Source organism: Bacillus sp. FSL M8-0063 (assembly GCF_038005545.1).
Lineage (GTDB): Bacteria > Bacillota > Bacilli > Bacillales > Bacillaceae_G > Bacillus_A > Bacillus_A wiedmannii.
The window spans coordinates 2,054,547-2,076,807 of the sequence record NZ_JBBOTJ010000001.1 but is presented as its reverse complement, the minus strand read 5'-3'; the positions used below and the strand labels follow the sequence as shown (position 1 = coordinate 2,076,807).

The 22,261-nt window shown below is 32.2% G+C and carries 15 protein-coding genes and 2 pseudogenes; 2 read left to right on the top strand and 15 right to left on the bottom strand.

The annotated features are described in order from the left end of the window. Position 1: 1 nt before the first annotated feature. Complete coding sequence (locus tag MKX31_RS10430) at positions 2–979, top strand: CgeB family protein (protein WP_064475269.1); 978 nt, start codon at positions 2–4, stop codon at positions 977–979. Between the two features lie 727 nt (positions 980–1,706). On the opposite strand, the gene pseI is transcribed toward MKX31_RS10430, so the two are convergent. The 9 genes from pseI to MKX31_RS10385 all read right to left on the bottom strand — a co-directional run bounded on the left by pseI (position 1,707) and on the right by MKX31_RS10385 (position 11,045). Then, the gene (gene pseI / locus MKX31_RS10425) at positions 1,707–2,762 is read right to left on the bottom strand and encodes a pseudaminic acid synthase (protein ID WP_064475268.1); all 1,056 of its coding nucleotides are present in this window, start codon (positions 2,760–2,762) and stop codon (positions 1,707–1,709) included. Next, on the bottom strand, positions 2,755–3,315 hold the full coding sequence (gene pseH, locus MKX31_RS10420) for a UDP-4-amino-4,6-dideoxy-N-acetyl-beta-L-altrosamine N-acetyltransferase (RefSeq protein WP_064475267.1): 561 nt from the start codon (positions 3,313–3,315) through the stop codon (positions 2,755–2,757). Before pseH ends, pseI begins: the two co-directional genes overlap by 8 nt. A 1-nt stretch (position 3,316) precedes the next feature. Beyond that, complete coding sequence (gene pseG, locus MKX31_RS10415) at positions 3,317–4,417, bottom strand: UDP-2,4-diacetamido-2,4,6-trideoxy-beta-L-altropyranose hydrolase (RefSeq protein ID WP_064475266.1); 1,101 nt, start codon at positions 4,415–4,417, stop codon at positions 3,317–3,319. Between the two features lie 39 nt (positions 4,418–4,456). Further along, positions 4,457–5,452, bottom strand: a complete 996-nt coding sequence (locus MKX31_RS10410; protein ID WP_064475265.1) for a cytidylyltransferase domain-containing protein — start codon at positions 5,450–5,452, stop codon at positions 4,457–4,459. After that, a complete protein-coding gene (gene pseC / locus MKX31_RS10405; protein WP_064475264.1) occupies positions 5,453–6,658 on the bottom strand; it encodes a UDP-4-amino-4,6-dideoxy-N-acetyl-beta-L-altrosamine transaminase in 1,206 nt (401 codons plus the stop codon). It abuts the gene before it with no gap. Next, positions 6,658–7,620 carry a GDP-mannose 4,6-dehydratase gene (locus tag MKX31_RS10400; RefSeq protein WP_064475263.1) on the bottom strand — a complete coding sequence of 321 codons (963 nt, stop codon included), beginning with the start codon at positions 7,618–7,620 and terminating at the stop codon, positions 6,658–6,660. Before MKX31_RS10400 ends, pseC begins: the two co-directional genes overlap by 1 nt. After that, positions 7,617–8,642 (bottom strand): SDR family NAD(P)-dependent oxidoreductase, encoded by a 1,026-nt coding sequence (locus tag MKX31_RS10395; RefSeq protein WP_064475262.1) that lies wholly within the window; start codon positions 8,640–8,642, stop codon positions 7,617–7,619. Before MKX31_RS10395 ends, MKX31_RS10400 begins: the two co-directional genes overlap by 4 nt. A gap of 227 nt (positions 8,643–8,869) precedes the next feature. Further along, positions 8,870–10,273, bottom strand: coding sequence for a CDP-glycerol glycerophosphotransferase family protein (locus MKX31_RS10390; protein ID WP_088046559.1), 1,404 nt, complete (start codon positions 10,271–10,273; stop codon positions 8,870–8,872). Positions 10,274–10,277: 4 nt separating this feature from the next. Next, positions 10,278–11,045, bottom strand: a complete 768-nt coding sequence (locus MKX31_RS10385) for a glycosyltransferase family 2 protein (protein ID WP_103655337.1) — start codon at positions 11,043–11,045, stop codon at positions 10,278–10,280. 269 nt (positions 11,046–11,314) lie between these two features. Here MKX31_RS10385 and MKX31_RS10380 point away from each other — a divergent pair, with 269 nt between their 5' ends. Next, positions 11,315–12,604, top strand: coding sequence for a glycosyltransferase family 2 protein (locus MKX31_RS10380; RefSeq protein WP_064475259.1), 1,290 nt, complete (start codon positions 11,315–11,317; stop codon positions 12,602–12,604). A 220-nt stretch (positions 12,605–12,824) separates the two neighbouring features. On the opposite strand, the pseudogene MKX31_RS10375 reads toward MKX31_RS10380, so the two are convergent. The 6 genes and pseudogenes from MKX31_RS10375 to hblC all read right to left on the bottom strand — a co-directional run. After that, positions 12,825–13,059 (bottom strand): annotated as a pseudogene (locus MKX31_RS10375) (hypothetical protein); the annotation flags it as partial. Between the two features lie 475 nt (positions 13,060–13,534). Beyond that, positions 13,535–15,010, bottom strand: a pseudogene (locus tag MKX31_RS10370) (serine hydrolase). Between the two features lie 538 nt (positions 15,011–15,548). Further along, positions 15,549–17,756, bottom strand: coding sequence for a M60 family metallopeptidase (locus tag MKX31_RS10365; protein WP_197248745.1), 2,208 nt, complete (start codon positions 17,754–17,756; stop codon positions 15,549–15,551). Between the two features lie 511 nt (positions 17,757–18,267). Continuing rightward, on the bottom strand, positions 18,268–19,401 hold the full coding sequence (gene hblA, locus MKX31_RS10360) for a hemolysin BL binding component B (protein WP_064475212.1): 1,134 nt from the start codon (positions 19,399–19,401) through the stop codon (positions 18,268–18,270). A gap of 31 nt (positions 19,402–19,432) precedes the next feature. Then, complete coding sequence (gene hblD, locus MKX31_RS10355; RefSeq protein ID WP_098101942.1) at positions 19,433–20,659, bottom strand: hemolysin BL lytic component L1; 1,227 nt, start codon at positions 20,657–20,659, stop codon at positions 19,433–19,435. 65 nt (positions 20,660–20,724) lie between these two features. Beyond that, on the bottom strand, positions 20,725–22,044 hold the full coding sequence (gene hblC / locus MKX31_RS10350) for a hemolysin BL lytic component L2 (protein ID WP_064475210.1): 1,320 nt from the start codon (positions 22,042–22,044) through the stop codon (positions 20,725–20,727). Positions 22,045–22,261: the final 217 nt, after the last annotated feature.

Below are 22,261 nucleotides of genomic sequence, written 5' to 3'. Positions count from 1 at the left end.
TATGAAACTCTTATACATTACTTCTGGTTACTCAAAAATCTATCAATATTTAGATCAAAGCATACAGAGAGCATTTATCGATCAAAATTTTGAATGGTTAGCAGTACAGCCGTGTGAATTACTCGAACAATTGGATTTCATTACGGCAACATTTCATCCTGATATTGTATTCACCTTATTAGGGAATCATCTACCACAAAAAGCAATTCATTATTTTAAAAAAAGGAACATTAAATTAGCTGTCTGGTTAACTGAGGATCCATTTTATATAGATACTTCGCTTCTTCTATTAAATAACTTTGATTTTATATTTACTATTGATAGCGAAGCACTTAAATATTACACAGCTTTAGGATATATCAATGTATATCACTTACCATTAGCAACTAATATAGATGTATTTAAACCTAGTCTAAAAAATCCAAAATATAAAAGTGAAGTTTTGTTCATTGGATATCCTTATCCAATCCGTGTGAAATTGATACAGTTTCTTTTGGAAAAAACCCCTTATCACTATACCATTATTGGTAAGCACTGGAGAAATAAGTTATTAAAAAAATGGAAGAATCACCGAAGAATTAAGATTATAGAAGAATGGATTCCACCTCAAGAAGTTGCTCTCTATTATAATAACGCTAGTCTTATATTAAATCCTCATCGTAGTCATCTATTTCCACAGAATAAAAATAAAAATAGAGTGAAAAATAATACTATTAATAATCGTACCTTTGATATTGCAGCTTGCCAAGGATTTCAAATTATTGAAGAAAAACCTGACCTTTCATCTTTCTTCAATAAAGATGAAATTATATCCTATAACAGCTTTGAAGACTGTTTAAATAAAGTATCTCTTCATTTGAATGATACGATTTTAAAAGAATTAATGGTCGGAAAAATTCATACAAAAATTATTACCCAGCATACTTTTCATGAGAGAATCCATTTTATAACGACTATTTTACAATCACACCTTCATTAAAATAAAAATCCCCTTCTGCATATAGGTGCACAAGGGGATTTTTTCAAATTAATCTATTCGTTCTACAGATAATGTTCATAGATAAATAAGAAGTAACATTATGATGAATTAATCATATATTATTTCCAAGTAAAAAACCCTAATTTACTTCGAGATATCTCACTTTTTCCTTAAAGAGCACTTTTTAAATGTGCTCTTTTTAGGTTTATCAGAATAAAACTAAACATTCCGTCAATAATAAAGATAGGCGAATTTAACCGTCCCTGTAGTTCTTCTCTTTTCTGTATTGAGCAGTTAGCTTTTACTAGCTGCTCCTTTATTTACACATATCGTAAGACTTCGAATACATTATGTTTGAAAGTGCTCTGTTTTATCAAAAGGCGATTCGGCGACGATTGCCTTTTTTATTTCTACAAAATGAAATTTTTATTACATACAATTTCGTATACCATATGCAATCTTGTTTACACTATAAATGTAACTTTAGGTTACACATCTATTACTTGCAGGGCCTAATTTCCTTTTGTTCAACAGGTGGTTAGCTAACTTCGCTGACTGCTTTGTTGTGCCGAATGAATTTTTTATTTCTCAACACCCAACATATGGTATCCATATTCCAATAATAGTAATATAAAGGTACCTTCAGTTATTAAATGTCCCTTTAAAATTTATTCTCTACTAAAATAGCATTTTTGTTATAAATCCCTCTATAAATGCTCTAATTTCCTCAGTATCCAATTAAATCCCACGAAATAGGTGTACCTTTTTTAATATCCTTACTCGCTTTTTTTCCGATAATTTTGGATAAGTGTTTTGGCAATAAACCATTCCCTGGTCTAATAGCTTTAATATTCTCATTTGTAAAGACTTCTCCCGCTTTTATGTTTTCTACTACATATAATGATCTTCTAAATTTTAACGAATCTTTTTCTATATCAGTAGGGCCATAATATACATTCCCCAAAGATTCCCATGCTTTTTCAGTTTCGCTTACTAATAATTTAAATTCAGCTGGTTCCATTGAAAAATCAGCGTCAACTCCTCCATCCGATCTCGAGAGCGTTAAATGTTTCTCAATTACTGTTGCCCCAAAGGCAACACTCGCTACTGATACCCCTACTCCAAGTGTATGATCAGATAAACCTACCTCACACTTAAATAACTCCTTCATATGAGGTATGGTAACTATGTTTGTAGATTTTGGAGATGCAGGATACGTACTTGTACATTTTAATAGAATTAATTCTTTACATCCCTCTTCTCTCGCAGCTCTTACTGCTTCATCTAGTTCAGCAATCGAAGCCATACCTGTCGAAATGATTATTGGTTTTCCTGTTGCTGCTACTTTACGTATGAGGGGAATATCAGTATTTTCAAAAGATGCGATTTTATAACAAGAAACATTTAATGACTCTAGAAAGTCTACAGCTGTTTCATCAAACGGCGTACTAAATGGTACCATCCCTAACTCTATACAGCGATCAAAAATGGGTTTATGCCACTCCCATGGTGTATAAGCTTCTTTATATAAATGATAAAGTGATTTACCTTTCCATAAGCTTTTTGTATCATGAATTAAAAAATCACCATTTTCTATATTTAAAGTCATTGTATCTGGTGTATATGTTTGAATTTTAAATCCTTGTGCCCCAGCCTCCGCAGCTGCCTCTACAATTTGCAACGCCCTATCTAATGATTGATTATGATTCCCTGACATTTCTGCAATAATAAATGGTGGCAAGCTATTGCCAATCTCTCTACCTCTGATATATACATTACTCATCTTTTTCACCTTCAAGTTCTTTTTTTATTGCTTCTTTCCTTTCCGCCCATTGTTCATGAGACAGGGCCATTGTAATAACATCAATATAATCATTATCCCTGTAAATATAGTTTTCATATCTTCCATCTTCTTGGAACCCAAATCTCTGATGGAAATTTAAACTAATACGGTTTGATTCTATTATTTCTGCACACACTTTGTGTATGTCTTTTTTTTCAAAAATATAGTCTAATGCTAATAAACCTAATACCGTTCCAGCACGTTTTACGCTTTGTTTTTCACCTATATAAAATCCCCAATAACAAGTCCGATCCAATTTATCTATTTTTGTAAAATTAACAAATCCAATTGGTTTTTCTTTATATGTTAATAATCTTGCAACTTTTGTATCATCCACTACTAGTTTTTCATACCACTTTAAATGTTCGTCTATTGTTATTTGATGATCTTCATACATAACCGAGCGAATTTCTTTTGTATTCCGCCACTGTAAAATAAGTTCTAAATCTTTCTTTTCTAACCTTTCCAATTGAAAATCCCTAATATTTAACATACTATCCTCCTAAAATAAGTTTTGCTATTTCATTTGAATTACTCGCACACTGTATAGAAAGAGCTTTATTAGACATTTCTTTCACTATTTTATAATCTGATAAAAGTTTGTTTAGACATTTCGTAATTGCTTTATCCGAAACACTTTCAGCTGTACCAATATTCCATGTAGCTCCAACCTTCGCTACAGTCTTGGTTACTTCAATTTGATTTTGGGCAGTTGTAATTGTTATAGAAGGTAATCCAAGAAAGCATCGTTCCCATGTGGTTGTGCCCCCAGCTCCTATCCCTAAATCCGCTCGTATGAGAAACTCTTCCATGTTCTCTATTTGACAATAAAACGAAGCGTTAGAAACACTCTTACAATAAGTTTGAATCTCCTCTTTATGCGGATTTTGGCTTCCTACCACAACGTCTATTTTTAAGTTATCTTTATCTATATTTTGTAAGGCTCTTAACGTTTTTAATGTCTCATTTGTTACATCATGTCCACCAAAAAAAATAAAGATCCTTTCAATTTCTCCTGTCCTTTTTCGTGAAAATTTATTAGCGGCATGAAATTCTGGCCGTAATATAGCATATTTAGGTCCCAGTTTTACTAATGAATGCTCTGGTATTAAATCTTTATAGCGGTCATTAAGGTTATTGTATAAATTTTGGTCTAGTAACAAATCACAGTCGTGCATTCGATTTGCAAGATCATCGATTACCATTATTTTTCTTACATTTTTTCTTAAAGCAGACTCCCACTTATTATCTAATCCATAATGATCAACAATTAACCAATCAAAGTTGGGAAGTTGCGATAAAATATCGTTGGTCTGCTGTGCATCAACAAACCAATGATATTTTAGCCAATTTAAATAACTCCCGTGTTCTGTCCTTAAGAAATTCGTATTCTCACCATCTCCATCTAATACAAACACATGAAATCCCTTATTTAAAATATATTGATGTAAATCACCTTGCAGCTTACGACAAATGAAATATACTTGAGCACCTTTATTCCGTAACTCATGGGCCAATGTTAAACAACGCATAATATGACCGGTACCTATTTCAATAGATGCGTCGGCGCGAAAGGCAATTTTTTTCTCAAGCAAAATACTCCCTCCTCACTAAAAGCACTACAATTTAATAATTTATAATATCGTTTCTCTATTTAGCTCATCTACTAAAGATTGTTGATTTGCCCATTTCAATTTCACATGACTATTAATTTCAATAAGTTCAGGATTTCGAAAGATGTAATCTTTTATTTGATGAAAAAATAATGGTTTAGATTTTACATTCAGACCTTTATAAAGTTCATTGAACAAATCTAAATCTGGTTGTTCATCTAATGTTAACCTCCAAGAAGGATAGCAAAATGATGGAGGGAGTTTTACTATATTGACGCGGAATAAGTGTGGATTATTTATAAAATAAAACGGAAGGTATTCTGCATAGGTTAAAGGTTTTGGGGTTTGTAGTAGTCGTTCGATTGCCTCTAATGTAAAAATATCGCCTGCTGTTCCGACAGGTAACGTACTTAACTCTGCCTGTGTATAATCTGCACCGCTTTTTAAATGTTCATCTAGTAAAAAAGTATTAATTTCTGGTGACACAGCTGGGCAATCCCCTGTAATCCGTATGACTATGTTTGCATTTTCTTGTTTTGCAGCTTGGAACATGCGATCAGCAGTATTTTCTGGATCACCTCTGAAAATCTTAACTTTCCCGTCTAAATTAAATTTTTCCAAAGGGTCATCTTGCGTAATATCTGAAGTAGCAAGTATGATCTGGTGTTTTCCTTGAATAGCTAATGTATTTATAAGACATCGTTCAATGGAAGGAACTCCGTGTATTGGCAATATCGCCTTTAAAGGTAACCTAGTAGATTTTAACCGGCAAAGTACAATTATTACTACCTTTGGAGGCTCAATAACCTCTTTTGTTAATGGGGTACCTGCAGACAAATTATATAGAGCTACCTGAGGTAATAATCCCTCTGCTTCAAGCTCGTTCAGCGCATTTTCTACAACATCTAATTCCATAGTTACTTTATTAGTTGTAATAATCTCTCCTTTTCTAATATCAACTTTTGTAACTGCTCTTAATAATTTTTGGTTTTGCAATTTTAATAACACCCCTTTCATTTAATTTTTAGCAACTCTATAAAACGAAAGAACTTTTCTTACTGCCTTTATTACATCCCACACATCAGCTTCCGTCATTTTAGGAAATAGAGGTAGCGTAATAATTTCCTCATATACGTTTTCTGCTTGTGGACAAATACCTTTTCCATATCCTAACTTTTGATAAAACGGTTGTAAATGTACGGGTATATAGTGCACATTCACACCGATATTTTCTCTTTGTAATGCCTCGTAAATTTCTTTTCGATTACATTTTAATAATTTAGTATTTAAACGAAAAATATAAAGGTGCCAACTTGAATCGGTTTGAGGCAATTGCTTTGGTACTGTGATTTCAGATAAACAACTAAATCCTTTATTATAGATGTCTACATATTTCTTTCGAATCTTAATAAAAGAGTCTAATTTACTTAACTGTGATAAACCAAGAGCAGCTTGTATATCCGTTAATCTGTAGTTGTAACCTAAGAATTGCATTTCATAATACCAAGGCCCATGATTTTCAAGGAGTTTTTGAGGATTCCTTTCAATTCCATGCGTACGGAATTGAACAAGTTTTTCATAAAACAGAGGATTATTTGTGGTAATTACTCCACCCTCTCCGGTAGTAATATGTTTCACCGGATGGAAACTAAACATTGTCATATCACCAATAGAACCAATCTTTTTATTTTTATATGTGGCTCCTAATGCGTGGGCTGCATCTTCAATGATAATCAAATTATTTTTTTTTGCTATTTTTTGTATTGCATCTAACTCTACAGGCTGCCCAGTAAAGTGTACGGGAATGATGGCTTTTGTTTTGTTTGTAATCTTTTCCTCTATTGATTTAGGACTAATGTTATATGTTTCATTGTCAATATCGGCGAAGACCGGCTTTCCACCCTGGTATAAAATACAATTTGCACTTGCTACAAATGTCATTGGAGTTGTAATTACCTCATCTCCCTCAGTTATGCCAGCTGCATAGCAGGCAGCATGCAATGCAGCTGTACCATTTGAAAAAGAAACAGCATATTTTGCTCCCACATATTTCGCAATAGACTTCTCAAACTGTTGAATCGTTGGGCCTGTCGTTAAAAAATCCCCTTTTAATATATCTACAACCGCCTGAATGTCATGTTCATCAATTTGTTGCTGACCATATGGTAAATATGTTTCTCTAACAGGCTTTCCTCCGTGTATAGCAAGAATTTTCTTTACCATCACTTTTTCTCCTTAGGGGCAATTTTTAAAGATTTGATCCACTCTTCTGTTTTAATAACTCCATCTTCTAAAGAAACTTTCGGCTCCCAGTTTAATATTGTTTTTGCCTTTTCATAGTTACATAATAATTTTTGAATTTCACTTTGTGGATGGATATGAGTTATATGATGAATACTTACTTGATTTCCCGAAATCAATTCTGCTAATTTATTAATGGATATATCTTGTCCTGTTCCAGCGTTGATAATATGACCATTTGCTTTTGCAGAGTATCCTGCTGCCACAACAAAATCCGCACAATCTTCAACGTATAAAAGGTCTCTCGTTTGTTTTCCATCCCCATAAATATTTAGTGGTACATTATCTAATTTATTATTTATAAAAATAGCAACGACCCCACCTTCACCACCTGTTTTCTGAAATGGGCCATACGTATTAAATGGGCGAATAACCACTACAGGTAGCTTATAAGCATAATAGTAAGATAAAACCATGTTTTCAGCAGCAATTTTTGATCCAGCATATGGAGAAGCTGGTTTAATCGGATCTAATTCTGATATCCCTTGTATATTAGTAGCTTTATCATAAACCATACAAGTACTCATAAAGACCATTTTGACATGATACTTAAGGCATTGTTCTAACAAATTAAAAGTACCTATTGTATCATTTTCAAAAGTTGTTCTAGCATCATCTATACTATCTTGAACATTAATACTCGCTGCTAAATGATAACAAAGGTCAAATGAATTATTTTCAAATAATTGAGCAATTAACTTTTTATCTTTAATATCTCCTTGAATGCATTGCTTTAAATTTAGATCGTGTGCAAACTCGGTAATATTTACAGTAGTTGAATTTGCTAAGTTGTCTATTATCCATACTTCATGCTTATCCTGCAATAATCTCTTTACAACCCACCTACCAATAAAACCCGCACCACCAGTTACTAATATTTTCATAGTTTATCCCCTCCTGTTAGTAGTTGCTGGTTTAATATTAAATTTCTAAGCTCTTCTTTTGTAATTGCATTTTGATGATCAGAACGGTAAAATCCTGCCTTCGCCCTTTTTGCATTTTCATATTGGGTACCCTTTTTTAATGGGCTAGGAATGATAAACATATCTGGTAATTCAAAAGCCTGTAAAGATTCATCATGTGTCATAAGTTCTTCATACATTTTTTCACCAGGTTTTAACCCAATTTCTTCAATTTTAATATTCTCCTTGGGCAACCCATATAACTTTGTGACTTCTTCTATCATCACTTCACTTAAATGGTTTAATAAAATAACTGGCATTTTTAATATAAAAGTTTCACCACCCTTTGCTATTTTCATCGCTTCAATTGTTAACATAGTAGCTTGGTTCAGTGTCATCATAAATCTACTCATACTAAGGTCCGTTACGGTTATTTTTTGGTTTTGTTTAATTTGATTTTCAAATAAAGGAATGACAGAGCCTCTTGACCCCATAACATTTCCGAAACGAACACTGGCAAATATCGTTTCACTTGAACCTTTTGAATATTCCGCTGACGTAATCAATCTCTCAGCAGTCAATTTTGTTGCACCGTAATTATTTGTTGGTGAAATTGCTTTATCAGAACTTGTAAAAATCACCTTTTTTACTTTCTGAGCAATTGCCGCTTTTATTACATTTTGTGTTCCAAAAATATTGGTCAAAACTGCTTCAAACGGATTATATTCACAAAAAGAAACATGCTTCATTGCGGCCACATGAAACACATAATCAATATTTTCCATCGCACTAAACACTCGATCATAATTGCGAATATCCCCAATTAAATAACGAATATTTTGATTTTCATCCCTGAATTCTTCTTGTAATAAAAATTGATTATATTCACTTCTACTAAAAACCCTTACCACTTTTGGCTTTTCCTGTAGAACTTTAGAAAGAATGCTTTTTCCAATTGTTCCTGTTCCACCAATAATTAAAACGTTTTTACCTTTAAAAAACATAGAAATGTATACCTCCTCTTATAAAGTTACTTTGAGCCAAGAACAATCTCTCCTTAATTCTGGTGTAATTCTATTGGCAAACAATTAAGTGAGAGATAAACTAGCTTTTTGCATATTGAAACATACATTTTTATTACAAATTTATGTTACATATTGTTTATTGAAATCTGAGGATATGATGTTGTTTTAGGAATCCCTTACTTCCAAAAAAATAAGTGATGATAGGCTCAATCTTTTTCACTTTGAATTAAATTTATTAATCTTTTCGTGCATGCTTCTTGCGGATAGTTTTCATTAATAAATTTTCTTCTTAATTCTTTCGCTAGACTTGATTGTGAAGAATCATTTAAAACCTTTTCAACCGTGCTAAGCAAATCCTCAATAGAGTGATTTACAAGCCCATCTAGTGTATCGTAATATTTATAATCTCTATCTTCTAATAGCGATTTATAAACAACTACAGGTATATCTAATAACATTGCTTCTAACCCTACTGTTGAATTTGAGATAACCACAAGATTTGCATGTAAAATAACATCATACATATTTACTTCATTTGTTATATATTTAACATTAGGATATAAGTTACTTAACTTAATGTATTCTCCCACTAGGTTACGTCCTTTTTCCCAAGGATGTGGCTTTATAATAACCGTAATTTTTTTGTCTTTCACTAATTTTTCTGTCAGTTCAGTATAAAATGAAGTTTTAAATGGCTGGGTTGCAATAAAAATCACTTTTGTAGTGGGATCTATTTTTAATGTTTTAAAAAGCTCCTTCTTATCCATATATGTCCTATTGAAGATTTCATCATATCTGGGGTGCCCTAAAATCTCAATTTGAGATTCACTGCCTCCTTTTTGAAGGTACCAATCTTGTTCATATTTTCCATATACGACCTGCTTTGTTGCAAAAACCGGAAAGTATGCCTCTTCTCCCATTATTGCACCATGCTGCAGACAATAACTTGGTATCCCCTCACTTCTAGAAAGAAAAGTAAGAGCTCGACTTGCTATATCTTCCGTAGTACCAACAATCACACCAGAAATATCTTGTTCTTTAAAAATGAAATAGGCCATATTAAGTTTCTCAATCATGATAGGGAGATCACTAATTAATTTTTTTTGAAAAAACATGTTTGAAAATAGTGGGTGCTTATTAAACTTTAAAAAGATTTCTTTAGCTTTTTCTATAAAAACATGTGCATTATTAGAGGCTTTATTTATATAATCTGGTGCACAAATTGTAGGAAGACCATAAAGTTCTGTCTTTTTTGATCTTGTTAATATCTTTGTTTGATTTGGGTTAAAGTGAGTAAAGTTACTTACTGAAAAACGGAGATAATCTGAATTTAGGAGAATTGTTCCATTTCGATTCTTGCTTTTTATTTTTGATTGAAATGAAGACATTATTTTTTCAAACTCTAACTGTAACTGCATTTCCTCTATGGGCTCGATTGACAGTTGCTTATAAAAATTATTTTCTTTCATTTTATTTTTTACATCTGCATCTAAATATTGATAAAAATTACTCAGTAATGGTAAAGGAATATTATAATGCTTTAACTCTAAAAAAACATTTATATACTCTAGATTTAATAACCAGTAATTTTTCAAATAAATATCACTCAATTTTTCACCCTCTTTTTCTTCTTAGGTCTTCTCTTAATTCTTTACATGTTCTTTGTGGTGGTAATAATTGTACAAATTCATTTTTTTCTTCGGCAAATAACTGCGCATGTATTGAATGAGGAGTAATATAATTAATATCTAAAATTTCATCTAAGGGATAAAAATCCCAATAGTGATTTAATCTCCAAAAAAAGCGGGCATCTCCTATCCGATAAAACTGAGGATCTTCATCCCAGTAAGAATTCCACCTTTTTTCAAGAATTGGTAAAACAGAGGCTCTATGCATAATAGAACAATGATCAATTGAACATGGGGCATTATTCGTAATTTTTTTAGCAGGTCTTTCAACCGTTTTAATAGGTAAATCTGATTCATCTACATGAATCGTTTTTGATGCAGAATAAATAATTTGAACCTCTTTATTCTCATCAAGATAACTAGACATCTTTTTAAGGCGTTCTTTTTCATATTGATTATCATCTGTAATATAAGTTATATATTCCCCTTTCGCCTGCTTAAGTGCCTCATTAATTAAAGCCGCATATCTGACTTTTTTTGTGCGTTCAGAAATATGAGCCACATTACTTTTATAAAAATGTACATTTTCCTTATTTATGAATGGTCGAATAACCTTCTGGGTCATTTCATTAGAATCATCATCCATAATAAAAAGTTCAAAATCTTGAAAAGTTTGGTTTAATACACTTAATATTGATTTTTCAACAAACGTAGACTTATTGTAACTTGTCATTATAACTGAAATTTTAGGCAAATCTCCCTCTCCTCCTTATCAACAAATACAAAAACAGTTACGTTATTATATAAACAAGAAGGACAATCCGTTCCGATAATTTTTAAAAAGATTTATATATCTATTAAAATTTATAGCAGCATGTATTTTTCCACTCCACTATAATCCATACCATATCTATTACAAAGTAATAAACTATTCAAGTATAAATAAGAAAGTATCAATACAGGTTTAATTATTAGATTTCACTAGAAAAACCACATTCAATATTCTCAAAAGAGGTGAAGACTTTGCAACCCCTAATATCAATTATCCTTACTAGCTATAATAAACCAACATTAATTAATCAAGTTATTGAAAGTGTCCTAATGCAAACTTATAAAGAATGGGAACTTTTTATTATGGATGATAACTCCTGTCCGGAAACTATAAATATTATAAAAAATTATTTAGATGATCCTCGAATTAATTATAAAAATAGTATTATACAAGATAATGAGAGATATAAAACCACAAGATATGCAACTCTTATCAATGAGGCACTTCCATTAACCCATGGAGATTATATTTGTTATTTAACGGATGATACTATGTATCTTCCAAATAGATTAGCTGAAATGTTATCTTTCTTAGAAAAACATCCTGAAATAGATGTAGTGTACTCTTCTCAATACGTAAAATATGTTGATTACAACCTACAGCCTATACATGAATTTGTGAGAGAAGCTTCAAAAATTTTATATACAGCTGCAAATGTTGTAGATCACTGTTCAGTTATGCATACTAGAAGAATATTATTACAGGTTTATGAAAAATATTGCGAATATTGGGATACAAACCCTATATATTGGTTTGTTGGAGATGCAATGTTTTGGAAACGCCTAAATACATTCCAACCTTTTTATCCTATTAGCAAAGTGCTCGATATTACTTTTAAGACACCATTTTCTTTCCAAAACCTATATGCTAACCTCCCTTCAAAAGATTTAAATGGTATTTTGTTTAGTAATTCACAAGGTGAAGTATTTTTGATTGATAATTTTAAACGTAGGCTCATTTCAAAAGACATGATTTCCTACTTCAAATATAATCAAAATGAAATTGTCTTAATCCCCGATCCATTCATCTACAAATATACAGAAGGTCCCCCCATAACCCTTGCAGAATCAATTCCAAATTTACGGGTTGTACAAAACGAAAAAAAAGAGTTGTTTTATATAGAAAATAATCAAAAACGTCTTTTCATTAACACGATAGCATTTCGCAAATTTAAATTTACAGCTCAAGAAATTATTAAAGTTTCACAAAATAGTTTAGATCAATTTTCAGATGGACCACCTATTCATCCGAATTTATCCAATCAAACAATCCTCCCTGAAGGAAAAGTATTTATTTATCATAACAATTATTTCATTATGACAAATCACATGCTTCATCCAATAGATAAAGATATATTACAAAAACTTTATTTATTAAAGAACTGTATAGCAATTTCAAAGACCAATTTAGCCCACTTTAAGATTGGTCCTCCTATTTCATCATATCCCTCTCACTTAGCTGAAGAATACCGAGAAGAGTGACAGGGATTTTACAAATAAATATAAAAAGAAGGTTGCCTCAAATATAGCTGAATAGCTACTTGGGTTAACCTCTTTTTATTACATCTATGAATGCTCTAATCACTCTTAGCTTTTGTTAGCCGCTTTTCAACTCAAATTTCTAAAACTAATACACTTTTCCCCATTCTTTATTGTATATTTTAATAAGCATTTCGCCTACTAAAACCTTATTTTTTTGCGGCTATTTATTTGTTTCAATATGATAATTTTTCATCTCATATATGCAATAGACAATGATAGCTAAACTCCAACTGACACCATAGTAATCATGTTTGTAAAAGTCATATCCTGCCTTAATACCTTTTTCTATTACAACCAACGTAAATCCTAAAGCCATCCATGTGTTAATTTTCATCTTGATAAACGTTATAGATATAAGTATTAAAAAACAAGATATTTGTAAGACAATTTATTATTTACTCATATTTTTAAATGTATACTGCATTAAACGTTCATTAACACTATACACATAGCGTTAACTATCTTAATTGAATATTAGTAATAGTAAGTATAAACATTATCAATTCACTATATATTACATTTATGTAAAAATAGATGTATGTTAAGCTTTTCAAAATCTTTCCCCTAATAAAGATTTGAAGTAGCATTTCATGGTTCTCCTTACTGTTAATATGCCTTGAAAAAGAACCCTATAGGGTTCTTTTTCTTCTCATTAGATCCTCAGCGAGTCTTTATTTAACATTACAAACAGGACTACCAATTACTTGCAGCCCTGTTTGCACGTTAATATACACTTATATTAAGTACTTACCACTTTATTTTTTAGGAATTAACCCCAACTAAACATGTCATTATCAATTAGATATATAACACTTCAAAATTTAGAAGTGTACAATAACAAATCTTTCCCAGCTTCCAGCTACATAACGTTTAATTCCCTTTTGATTTATAACCAACAGCTTCAGACTTTAGCGTTTTATTTGTGCTACTTCGTTTTTTTTGGGGAAAGAATCCTACAATTAATAACGCCAACATCCATGCCAGTATGAGCATTATATTTATTCTATTGCTTGCACTTAAACTTAAAGTGCTCCACATGTAGGTGCGACAAAACAAGTACAGAGCAATACTAAAAAGTAGAAGTGTTCTAACTCCAACTCTAATGTAAGTTTTTTTCTCGTGTTTCAAAATAAAAGCTCTTTTCCTCTGTTTAAATCTAATTACAAATAGTAGCAAGTATATACCAAGTACTGCCCCAATAACGACGGATATAATAGCATTTATTTTTCTTTGCTCTTCGAAGGCAAAATAACTTTCGAGGAACTTCCCCAGTCTCGTGTTTTATCCATTCATGGTAAATGTCCTGTCTTACATCTTTACCATTCTCACCATTCGTGAAAATGACTAATCCATCCTTTGGTAGCCATAAAAGGAATGCCACCCCCGATTATCACCAGAATGGTACATCATTTTCCATTGATTAGATAACTTACTCTCAAATATACCTAAACCATTCTCACCTAATACCGGATTTTGCATTTCCTCCACACGTTCACTTTTGATGACACCATACCCCTTACCTTTATGATCAGTAGTTTCCATGCTTGCCAGTATGAAAGTCATCATATCCGTAACATTTGTTCTGAGACCTGCAGCAGCCTGTTCGGTATATTGATAATTCGGGATTTCTTGGCCAAAGTATCCGTAAGCTTTCGAAAGATTTGAATTATCCGGGGTTTGTCGGAATGAGTTAGATTTCATTCCTAATGGTTCCATAATTTGTTTACCCATGTAACGTTCAAAGGGAATTCCTATCACCTCTTCAATAACAAGCTGCAAAATCGTATAGCCAATCCCGGAGTATATCGCTTCTGAACCTGGCTTTTTAATTATCTCAACAGAATCACTATTCCTGCATTTCCCAGACAGTGATTCTTCAATAGCATTGAGCGGTTCCCCAGATACCACTCCTAAATACCCTTTATGTGTGGACAATCCTGCCGTATGGCTTAATAACCTTCTTATCGTGACTTCATTATTATCAAACTTCGAATTTTGTAATTTCCATTTACTTAGATAGTTGCCCACCGGTTCATCTAATGATAGAAGCCCTTCGTCTACAAGATGTAGAACTACCCAAGCAGTAAGACTTTTGGACACCGAACCTGCCTGAAATAAAGTATAATCATTCACTTCTTTTCTCTTATTTTTATCTGCATAACCATAATTTAGTGTATAAGCAATACGCCCATTGTTTACAACTCCTATCACAACCCCTGGTACATCATAATCCTGCTGCCATTTAGGTACTTGCTCATCCATCTTTTTCTTAAAGTTTTCTATGCTCCTATCAGCTAAAATTTTCGATTGTGCCCTTACTACTTTCGTGGAAGTCAATTCACTCATAATGAATATAAATATGCATACAGCATTTTTAAAAAAACTAGATGTTCTTTTACTTTTTCATAATATTCTATTCTTTATACAGATTATTTTATTCAAACATCCAATTCTATCGATTTTCATTACATAACCTTACAAATTTGTAATAAAAATCAATCCCGTACATTTTTCAGGCTATTCACTTTCCAATATCAGTAGATACTAGTACTTATTCTTGTGGGACATTACGACCATAAAAAAGAGTACCCCGTGTCAGTTCGCTTTTTCTAAGAAGATATTCTATTTGTATTCACTCGATAGTTAATTGAAATAAAACATTCAAAAAACCATTAACTATCTCTCAATAGCTTGAATGAATGGGAAACAGTTAATAATGTGAGTTTTTTACAAGTTACATTAAAAAATATAGCTGTTGATGAAAACAAGAGTATATATAATAGAGAGAGTATTTTCATTTCACTTTTATATAAATAAAAGCCAAATAGCCGTTCATAATGAACTGCTATTTAGCATCTTACTAATAATTTGAATATTCTTCATGTTAATCTATTTTGTTTAATCCCGTAGAAGTAACTTGATAGGTTCTTTTTTTGCCTATATATTCTTGTTTATTATTCTCAAGGTTAATAAGTGTAGCGCGTGTCTTTTCCTTTACTGCTTCCCCTTCTATATGGGTAAACTCAATGTAATCTCCCACTTTTACGGGCACGGCTTGGCTTTCAGCAGTTTGTTGTCTATTTCCCACTATTTCCTTATTGTACACAACACTACCGGATGAATTCTGTACTTTAATACTTGCATACGTATTATTAAAGTAAGAATGTGGTACACCTGCTTCTAAATTCACCTGCATTTTCTCTGTTGCCCTATTATAATCTACTTTTGCGATTTCCCTATCACTATATCCCTTTAAAGACCAACCAAATTGATTTCCGTCTAAAACCGTTGTTTCTGGCATTTTTTCTACTTTCTTCATGCCTTCTTTTGTAACTTCATACATTGCTTTTTTTCCAAAGCTTTCTTGTTTACTGTTATCTACATTTGTTAAAGTAGCTCTATGCACACCTTCTAGATGTGTTAACTCAATATAATCTCCTACTTTAACTGGAACTTTTTGCGATTCAGCATTTTGTTGTTTGTTTCCATAAATGTCTTTCTTGTATACTACTTTGCCTGATGCATTTTGTACTTTAATACTCGCATATGTTTCATTAAAATAGTGATGCGGTACGCCTGCTTTTAAGTCCACTTGCATTTCTTCTGCCGACTTATTGAAATTGATTTTAGCAAACTCGAAATCACTAATTCCTTTCATTGACCACGCAAACTGTCTTCCTTCTAAAATATTATTTGCATTAGGCACATTTGGTTTAATCGGATTAGAATCAGTACCCTTCCAAATCTCTGCTGTTAAAATTGGATATCCTAATGCAGCCACTTTTTGAATGGTATCATTATTTGGACGTAATCCCCACTTCTCAAAGAAAGGCATCAAATTTTGTTTGGCTACTTTTGATGCTGAGATCATAAATAATTGTTTTTTATTTTCATCTGTTTGTGGAAGTTCATCAGAAGGCATATCTCTATACAATTGATGCAGTTTAGGATAGAAGTCTTCTCCATATGCTAATTGTAGTTGCCAAAGCATAACAAGCTTAACAAAAGCATCACTAATTTCATCATAATTTTTATTAGATTGTTCTAAGTATTGAAATGCCTTAGTATAAGCACCCTCTTGTTGCAATCTAAAAGGTTGATTAGATGTAAATGCTTTTTCTACAGAAAGGCTGTAAATATTATTTTGTACTTCTGTCATATTATAAAACTTCCAAGGTGATTGCTGTCTCAAATGCCCTGCCTCATGCCATGGACCCCAACCATCTTTTATAAATTTATTAATATCTAACACGTATTGGATTGCGTCTCCCACATATGCGGTTCGATAAGAAGTTGCATACATATAATAATCAGGAGAATGATTTTCTTCTACGTAATGAATATAATGTTTATCTGCTTGTTCTTCAGATAATCCAGCTACTTTGTCTTGAATTCGAGTAGCTTCATCCATCTTTTTTAAGAGTTGTACAGGATCTGTATTAGAACCTAACAAATATTTCTTAACACGTGCCGGGCTGGCCGTAATTAATACACGTTCTCCTTTTAACTCCACCGCATGTGCATTTGGATATTGGTCCAGCATGTTTATTAAATCTTGTTTCGTATGTTTGCCTAGTTCAAAGAAAGGAGTAGTCGCTCCACCCGTTGTGATTGTTGTTCGAATAGTGCCACCTTGTTGTTTATTATAAAAATAAATCATCCCCCCATTTGGAGATTGAATCGTGTTTATACCAGGTTTTAATGTAAATGATTTTATTTTAGAATCTTCTCTCCAAGAAGCATCATACGAATACGTTCCAATGTATGCTTGAATATTTTGATTTCCTTCTACATTAATCGTTATTTGTTCATTTGGCTTTGCATATAAACCAGTGGGTTCATATGGACTAAATGCCATACTTTTTCTTTCCTGTTGTTTCAGTACCTCAACATCCCCTTTTCCTGGGACTGTATATGTTCTGTTTTCTGATTTAACTGACTTTCCCTCTTGCAGTAATGTCGATATTTTTTTTTGCTGCTTTGTTTCCTCTGCAATGATATCTGTTGTAGAAATCATTGCAGTTGCAAGCATAGTTACTGTAGCGGTGGCTGCAAGTATTTTTCTAGTTTTATATTTTGAGTTATTCCCCATATTATCTCCCTCATTTTCCCTTAGTACATGTAAGGACTATTATTTTATTTATCATGTTTTTACATCAAAAACTATTTACGCTATTTATGTTGTATCTAATACTCTATTTTTTCTCATAATAGTCTCCTTTTCTTTATTTCTAATTGTTTATAAATGTTATTTGATGACACATAAAATAACAACTTTACAATAAACTCATCAATAACAACCTATTATGTTTTGATTTAGTATTCTTAACTTCCATCTAATTGTATAAAAGTATTCAATTAGGAAAATAAGAATATAAAGCTCGCTAATCATAGATTAGGTTTTACGGAAAAATTCATAAAAATCATTCACCTTAAAAATTCAAACTTGTATAACTACTTTCTACATATAGGATGGAATTATAAAAATATTTCAATAAAACAAAAGACAGAGGCCTGATTATACCTCCGTCTTTTCAATTTATAAAGAACAAAAAATCATTTTATAACTGTATAAATGCCCTTGCAACAAATACCGTATTCCGCTATTTTTTTGAAGAAACAGGATCCATTTTTAATGTTTTTATCCCTTCTTTTAATGTAAACGCATCCGCTCTCAATGTTTTCCAACTATCTTTCGCTGCATTCAAATTAGGTTTTAGGAATTTGAATTTATTTTGATCCGCTTTTTGGGATGCTTTATCAATATGACTAAGCACTCCCGAATATTGAGAATCTAAATCATGCCATTGTGCAGACATATAGGTAAGTGCATTAATAGCCGATCCAATCGCATTGTGCATTTCATTAATATTATTATACGCAACACCAACTACACGATTTAATGTTACTTTATAATCTATAGTCTGACGTAATTGTGCTAACAATGGCTCTAACGTACCTAAATTATTTCTTGCTACCCCTATCATTACACCACCAGCAATCCACGTAGGAATTGAGGGAATTGATACAGTTATAATTCCATCTGATTCTACTTGTTTAAAATGTCTTACTTGCTCTAAAACTTCATTTAGGCGCTTTTCATCTTCATCAATTCCAGATGCTTGGTTTTTCAGAATCGAATGCAAAATATCTTTATGACCTCCAAATGCCCGGACATCTTCTCCAATACTATCTCTTAACTCAGCCAGTTCTTGTATTAAATTCTGTGTATATACTTGATTTTGTTTAATCTCACCTTGTAAATCTGTAATGCCTTCTTTTAATGTGTCTGCATCCCCTTCATTAATCGCTTCTACTAATGTGTCATAATAATTGTCGAATTTAGTATCATACTCTACAATCCCCGTCAGTGTATCTAAAAGTTGTTTTTTTATGTGTGAATCCCATTTCGTAGCATGCTCTCTTGCATTCTTTTGATCTTGTAGAATTTGACTAGGTAGATTTGTATATCCTTTAATGTCAATTCCTTCAAAGTTAACATCTGGGTTTTTAATTAACAAATAAGAGTAATCATTCATAGACTTTGCAAATACCCCAGCATCTTGCAAAGCTTTTTTCATCTTTTCGCTGTTTACAGAAAGAGATATATCTTCGGTACTAGTTTGTTCCATTTTACTTTCATTTGCGAAGGCTGCCACTGGAGAAACTACAGTAGTTGTTGTCAGAGTCAAAAACGTCGATACAGCAAGTAGTTTATAAGGAAAGTTTTTATTCATTCTAATTCCTCCTATACATATATATTGATTTTTAGTTTGTTTTTTCTTGTTTAAAAGCAATGTCTTTTGAAATGAATTCTGCATCCTTATGAATATCATTCCAACTTTGTTTTGCAGCCTTTAAATCATCAGGTATTAAAGAAAGTTTATGTTCTTGCATTTGGTCGATATTATCATATAGATCTTTATAATTCGCTCCCATCGTATTCCATTGTTGCTGAATATTCGTTAGAGACATGATTGCTTGATCCACTGTTTGATACAAATATGTCAACGTGTCTTTTGTATTAGTAAGTGAAATAACTGCTTGGTTAGCAAGATCGGCTTTCATACTTAATTCTCCGATTCTATTAGAAATTTCGTTATAGGAGCTCATATGATTAGATGCCACAACACCAGCTGCTGTTCCTAAACCGATACCAGCTGCCCCTAGAGCTGTTAGACCACCAACAACAGCTGGTGTCGCTGTGCCACCGGTCACAACAATTACTACCGCTCCTGCAATCGTTCCAATAACTAAAATAGCTGCTCCTAATCCACCACCAATTGACCAGGCTAATACATTATCAAAATGTGCTTTCTGCGTAGAACGTAAATTCTCAATTTCGGCCTGAAGTTGTGGGACTAGTGCTTGTTTTCCCGCTAATATAGCCGTTAATCCCCCTTGTCCATCTGGACCTCCAACATTATTTTTAAAATCTACAGTATTTGTATACAACTTTGTTTTAAAAGCTTCTAACATCTTAATAACTTCCGTAACTTCATTTGAATTTGTATGAATTGTACCGATTAAATCCCCTATTCCTTCTTTGAGGCCCGCCTTATCTTTCTTTTTTACAGTATCTACTAGTGTGTCGTAATAATTTTGAAATTGTTCATCATAATTTACAATATTACGTGCTGTCTTTTGAATGTTTGGCTTCGCTGTATCTAGCCAGTAATTTGCATTGATTCGTGACAGTTCCTGATTCAGGTGAATGTTTTTGATTAATTCTCCACCTCCTGAACCTAAATCAATGTTGGATAAATTTACATTCGGTTGCTTAATCATTGTTTTTGCGTACAAATCCATTACAAGAATATGAGAGCCTGTTTCAGCCAACACTTTCTTTAACCCTTCAGGTCCTAACGCATAATTTTCTATTTTCTGTTCTTGTGCTGTCTGTTCTTGTGCAAGTGCGTGAATAGTACTACCATTCGTAGCAGTTATAACCGTTGCTAAAGCGGCCAAAGTTATGACCTTAAATGGAAATTTCATTTTTTGATTCTCCTCCTTATTTTCAGTTGCGTTATAATTTTTTCGTTAAATATTATTTCTTAATATTAAAATTTATTAACTTGTTCTTCGAGTTGATTTGTTACATTTTTTAGTCGTCTTAATGTATCTTTTTGAGACTGAGTGTTATTAGTATCAACTTCAGTCGATAATTTTGTAATACTATTATTTATTAGATTCAAATCCTCTTTATAACGTTTCATTAGCTCAATTTCTCCATCTACTTGATTAGCAAATGTATGCAAATCATTTTGCATGAAAAGAATCATTGATTTTTGTAAATCTGCTACTGTTAATTTAGTTGTTAAGTCATATAATTTTTGATTCTGTTTCTCTAGATCATCTAAATGCGCTCGTTGCTCTGCTGTTAGTTTATTAATTTCTGCAAAAGTACTATATGTTTTTTTAATTTTTTCAGGATCAATTACTTTCATAAGATCATACTCTTTCGTTTTCGTAACTGCAGCTGCAGCAATTTCACCTTTTTTACTTTTCTCTATCGTTTCACGTGCCTCTTTTTTGGCAACTTCAATTTCTATAGCTGATTTTCCCTTTTCTGTTGCCTCTTGCTCTGCTTTCTTCTCTGCTTCTACAATAGCATTGTTTATTTCTTTTCCTTTGTTATACGCTACTACTGCTGTTTGAGCAGCCGGTTCAATGATATCTTTTGATAGACTATAAATTTCTTGGAATACCTTTAGCCCTTGTTCATTTAAAGCTCCTGGTAATAATGCTATTTGCTGTAAATCATTTTGAATTGATTTTTTTGTATTTAGCATTTCATTCTTTAACTTGTCTATTTTTCCTGTTCCCTCTGAACTAAGTACACTCTGTGCTTTTACCACATCTGTATCAAGATTTTTCAGTTTCTTATCTACCTGTAGTTTAAGATCTGTTAACTCATTAATCTGACGTTGCACGTTTTCTTGGTTTGTTATAGTCATATCTTGAAGAACTTCCAGTCTATCTAAAAACCCTTCTTTATCTTCCTTATTATCTACAAATCCTTTTAATGTTGGATAATAGCTATTAAATTTGGTTGCAAATCCTTTGCTTTTTGAATTTAATAGAATTAATTTTGGATATAGTTCTGATGACCACTCTTTCATATCTTGTTTAATTAGAAATTGAGTTGTATTTAAAGATGGAACTTCTTCAAGTTGCACATTCGGACTTGCTAAGGCTCCATCTATAAAGGTTTGTGTTAATTTGGAGTGTGCACCTATTTTTCGTAATGCTGAGGAAATATCTATATTATCTTGTTTCGTTTCCGCCTGAACGATTGGCATTGCGAGAGTATTGATAGGAATAGTCGCTCCAGTAACGATTGATGTTATTAAAAATCCTGTCATAATTTTATTCTTCATTCCGTACACCTCTTCACTATTGTTTTTTACAGTTTTAATCGTAAATGTTGTACAACCTAACGTTAGGATTTCATCACACACACTTGAGGAGAGAAATTTTTTCGATAGAGTAATCGTATCTCGTTTTTTATTTATTTTTGATAGAATATAAGGACCTTACTTCCCCCTCATTTTAAACACTATGTTTTTCATAAGTAAACCTGAAAATCACATTGAT

Coding starts and splice junctions, on each gene's coding strand:
- MKX31_RS10430 (WP_064475269.1), top strand. CDS start 2: ATGAAACTCTTATACATTACTTCTGGTTACTCAAAAATCTATCAATAT.
- pseI (WP_064475268.1), bottom strand. CDS start 2,762: ATGAGTAATGTATATATCAGAGGTAGAGAGATTGGCAATAGCTTGCCA.
- pseH (WP_064475267.1), bottom strand. CDS start 3,315: ATGTTAAATATTAGGGATTTTCAATTGGAAAGGTTAGAAAAGAAAGAT.
- MKX31_RS10410 (WP_064475265.1), bottom strand. CDS start 5,452: ATGAAAGGGGTGTTATTAAAATTGCAAAACCAAAAATTATTAAGAGCA.
- pseC (WP_064475264.1), bottom strand. CDS start 6,658: ATGGTAAAGAAAATTCTTGCTATACACGGAGGAAAGCCTGTTAGAGAA.
- MKX31_RS10400 (WP_064475263.1), bottom strand. CDS start 7,620: ATGAAAATATTAGTAACTGGTGGTGCGGGTTTTATTGGTAGGTGGGTT.
- MKX31_RS10395 (WP_064475262.1), bottom strand. CDS start 8,642: ATGTTTTTTAAAGGTAAAAACGTTTTAATTATTGGTGGAACAGGAACA.
- MKX31_RS10365 (WP_197248745.1), bottom strand. CDS start 17,756: ATGGGGAATAACTCAAAATATAAAACTAGAAAAATACTTGCAGCCACC.
- hblA (WP_064475212.1), bottom strand. CDS start 19,401: ATGAATAAAAACTTTCCTTATAAACTACTTGCTGTATCGACGTTTTTG.
- hblD (WP_098101942.1), bottom strand. CDS start 20,659: ATGAAATTTCCATTTAAGGTCATAACTTTGGCCGCTTTAGCAACGGTT.
- hblC (WP_064475210.1), bottom strand. CDS start 22,044: ATGAAGAATAAAATTATGACAGGATTTTTAATAACATCAATCGTTACT.